Below are 3,738 nucleotides of genomic sequence, written 5' to 3' on the forward strand. Positions count from 1 at the left end.
GCCCCCGCCTGAGCGGGCGGGGGTCCCCCTCGCCCCCTCCCCCGGCACCACCGGGCGCCTCAGCGGCGCGGCACGGCCCCCAGGAGCATGGTCCGGATCGCCAGCTGCAGGGAGTCCTGCAGCTCCAGGTGCAGGACGGCCAGCGCCGGTTCGGCCTCGTAGGCGGCGCGCACGCCGGGCGGTGGCGAGCTGTAGGGCGCCAGGGCGCCGGCCAGGACCATCGCCTGGAAGCAGAACGTCTCGGCCGCGGCGCCGAGCTCGGGCACGTGGCGGCGCAGCAGGTCGGCCGCCGCGCTCAGCCGGGTCAGGGCCGTGCGCTTGTGGCGGGTGAGGACCTCGACGGTGACGTTGCGCTCCAGGACGGCACCCTGCGCCCCCAGCAGGTCGCACAGCACCCGGTGCCCGGCCAGCGACCGGGCGAGCACCGCGGCCAGCTGCTCGGCGCGCGGCACCAGCGGCAGGTGGGCGTCGACGCCGGCCGCGAGGTCGGCGCCGAGCTCCGCGAGCCAGTCCTGCAGGACGCGGTCCATCAGCTCCAGCAGCACGCCCTCGCGGGAGTCGAAGTAGCGCAGCACGTTGGACTTGGCCAGGCCGACGCGGCGGCTGAGCTCGTTGAGGCTGAGCTCGCCCACCGGCACCTCCTCCAGCAGGGCGGCCGCGGTGTCCAGGATCGCCCGGCGCCGGATCTCGCGCTGCTCCGGGCTGCGGGCCCGCTGGAAGGTCACGGCGGAAACCCTAGCACTTTGCAGACCACTGGTCTCTTGACGTCGGACCAGCGGTCTCTTAGCGTTGCCGGCACAACAGACCACCGGTCTCTCAACGGGGCCGGACCACCGAGGGGGACGACATGAGCACGGAGTGGACGGCGCGCGAGGTTCCCGACCAGCGCGGCCGGGTGGCGGTCGTCACCGGCGCCAACACCGGCCTGGGTCTGGAGACGGCCAAGGTCCTCGCCGAGCGCGGCGCCGCGGTGGTGCTCGCCGTGCGCGACACCGGCAAGGGCGAGCAGGCCGCGCAGCGCGTGGGCGGCGACGTCAGCGTGCAGCGCCTCGACCTGGGCTCGCTGGCCTCGGTCCACGAGGCCGCGGCCGCGCTGCGCGAGACGCACCCGCGCATCGACCTGCTCGTCAACAACGCCGGGGTGATGCACACCCCGAAGCGGACGACCGAGGACGGCTTCGAACTGCAGTTCGGGACCAACCACCTCGGCCACTTCGCCCTCACGGGGTTGCTGCTCGAGTCGGTGCTGGCCGTCCCCGGCTCGCGCGTGGTGACGGTCAGCAGCCTCGGGCACCGCATCCGCGCGGCCATCCGCTTCGAGGACCTGCAGTGGGAGCGCTCCTACTCCCGCGTCGGCGCCTACGGGCAGTCCAAGCTCGCCAACCTCATGTTCACCTACGAGCTGCAGCGCCGGCTGGCCCGCCGGGGCACGACGGTCGCGGTGGCCGCCCACCCCGGCGCCTCCAACACCGAGCTCGTCCGCAACTCCCCGGCACCGCTGCGGGCCGTCTCGGACCGGGTGGCCCCGTTCCTCACCCAGTCCGCGGCGGCGGGCGCCCTGCCGACGCTGCGCGCCGCGACCGACCCGGCCGTGCTGGGCGGGCAGTACTACGGCCCCGGCGGTCGCGGCGAGGTCCGCGGGAACCCCCGGCCGGTCACCTCCAGCCCGGACTCCTACGACCTCGCGGTCCAGCAGCGGTTGTGGTCCGTCTCCGAGGAGCTCACGGGCGTGCGGTTCCCCCTCTGAGCCCGGACCCGGCCCGGGCACCCGGCCCGCACAGCTCGAGGTGGTCCTCGAGGTGGCCCTCGAGGTGGAACGCGCACGAACCGTGCGGCTGCGGCCGCTCCAGGACGACGGCACCGGGTTCCCCCGCGTCCCCCTACCACCCGGCAGGCTCGCACGGGTCAGCCGGACGGTCGATCCCCCGCTCGTCCCCGACGGCCACCACCGCGTCCTGCCGGACGATCCGGCGCGCCCGGTGCGGCGGGCAGCGTGGCAGGTCCAGGACGAGGGACCGAGGACGGAGGTGGCCGTGGTGGCAGTGGTGGCAGCAGCGAGGAGCGCGGACGAGGTGGCGGGGACGCCGGTGGTCCGGGTGCGGGGGCTGCACAAGGAGTACGGCTCGACGGTGGCCGTCGACGACGTCGACCTGAGCGTGCGGCAGGGGGAGGTGTTCGGCCTGCTGGGGCCCAACGGGGCGGGCAAGACCACGACGGTGGAGTGCCTGCTGGGCCTGCGCAGACCCGACCGCGGCAGCGTGCGCGTGCTCGGGCTGGACCCGGTGCGCGAGCGCCGCGCGCTGGTGCAGCGGGTGGGGGCGCAGCTGCAGGCCAGCCGGGTGCAGCCGCGGGCGCGGGTGGCCGAGGTGCTGGCGCTGCACGCGTCGTTCCACCGCCGCCCGGCGCCCTGGCGGGAGGTGCTGGAGCAGGTGGGCCTGGCGGGCGTCCAGCGCACCGCGTTCGGCAAGCTCTCCGGCGGCCAGCAGCAGCGCGTCTCCATCGCGCTGGCCCTGCTGGGCCGCCCCGAGCTGGTGGTGTTCGACGAGCTGACCACCGGGCTGGACCCGGCGGCCAGGCGCCAGACGTGGCAGCTGGTGCGCGAGGTCAACCGGGCCGGGACCACCGTGGTGCTGGTCAGCCACCAGATGGACGAGGTGGCGCACCTGTGCGACCGGGTGGCGGTCCTGACCGGCGGGCGGGTGCGCGCCACCGGGAGCCCCGCCGAGCTCACCGCGGCGAGCGCCGGCGGGGTCCACGACCTCACCTTCCGGCCCCTGCCGCCGGTGGACGACGGCGTCCTGGAGGCGTTGCCCGCCGTGCGCTCGGTGCGCCGCGACGGCGACCGGTGGAGCGTGCGGGGCACCGCCACCGTGGTGCAGGCGGTCCTGGCGAGCCTGGCCGAGCACGGCAGCACCGCCGCCGAGCTGCGGGTGGGCCAGGTGTCCTTCGAGGACGCCTACCTGCGGCTGACGGACGTGGAGGAGGCGCGGTGAACAAGCTCCTCGCCCTGGTGCGCAGCGAGGCGGTGCTGCTGTCGCGCGAGCCCACCGTCGCCGCCTTCGTCCTGCTGCTGCCCCTGGCGCTGCTGCTGGCGCTGGGCCTGGCCGTGGACCTGGCGGACCCGGCCTCCACGACCAGCCGGGACTCCGCGGCGTTCGTGCCCTCCCTGGCGGTGGCGCTGGTGCTGGGCACGGTGGGTCTCATCAGCCTGCCCGGCACGCTGGCCCTGTACCGCGAGGCCGGGGTGCTGCGGCGGTTGTCCACCACGCCCGCCTCCCCGGCGGCGCTGCTGGTGGCGCAGCTGCTGGTGCACCTGGCCGCCGTGCTCGTGGGCACCACCGTCCTGGCCGTGGTGGCGCTGACGGTGGTGGGGCTGCCCGCGCCGGCCTCGCCCGGGACGGCGGTGCTGGTCACCGCCCTGGGGGCGCTGGCGCTGTTCGCCCTGGGCCTGCTCATCGCCGCCCTCTCCCCCTCGGCCAGGGCCAGCGCCGTGCTGGGCCCCGTGCTGCTGATGCCGGTCCTCTTCCTGGCCGGGATCTGGGTGCCGCTGGAGGTGCTGCCGCACTGGCTGGAGGTGCTGGGCCGCCACTCGCCGCTGGGTGCGCTGGTCGAGGGGTTGCTGCGGGCGTGGGCGGGGGCGCCCGTGCCCGCCTCCCAGCTGCTCGCACCGGCCGGCACGGCGCTGGTGGCGGGGCTGGCGGCTGTGCGAGCCTTCCGCTGGGAGTAGGGGGGTCGCGG

Annotated in this window: 4 protein-coding genes; 3 read left to right on the forward strand and 1 reads right to left on the reverse strand. The window is 76.0% G+C overall.

Going from position 1 to position 3,738, the window contains the following annotated elements:
• Positions 1 to 59: 59 nt before the first annotated feature.
• Positions 60 to 725, reverse strand: coding sequence for a TetR/AcrR family transcriptional regulator (locus GTR00_RS16405; protein ID WP_166612660.1), 666 nt, complete (start codon positions 723 to 725; stop codon positions 60 to 62).
• 122 nt (positions 726 to 847) lie between these two features.
• Here GTR00_RS16405 and GTR00_RS16410 point away from each other — a divergent pair, with 122 nt between their 5' ends.
• From GTR00_RS16410 to GTR00_RS16420, 3 genes are all read left to right on the forward strand, one after another.
• Positions 848 to 1,747: an SDR family NAD(P)-dependent oxidoreductase gene (locus tag GTR00_RS16410; RefSeq protein ID WP_166612661.1), complete on the forward strand. Its 900-nt coding sequence runs from the start codon at positions 848 to 850 to the stop codon at positions 1,745 to 1,747.
• A 286-nt stretch (positions 1,748 to 2,033) separates the two neighbouring features.
• Positions 2,034 to 2,993 (forward strand): ABC transporter ATP-binding protein, encoded by a 960-nt coding sequence (locus GTR00_RS16415; RefSeq protein WP_323132541.1) that lies wholly within the window; start codon positions 2,034 to 2,036, stop codon positions 2,991 to 2,993.
• Positions 2,990 to 3,727 (forward strand): ABC transporter permease, encoded by a 738-nt coding sequence (locus GTR00_RS16420; protein WP_166612662.1) that lies wholly within the window; start codon positions 2,990 to 2,992, stop codon positions 3,725 to 3,727. Before GTR00_RS16415 ends, GTR00_RS16420 begins: the two co-directional genes overlap by 4 nt.
• Positions 3,728 to 3,738: the final 11 nt, after the last annotated feature.

The organism is Kineococcus indalonis (assembly GCF_009906395.1).
Lineage (GTDB): Bacteria > Actinomycetota > Actinomycetes > Actinomycetales > Kineococcaceae > Kineococcus > Kineococcus indalonis.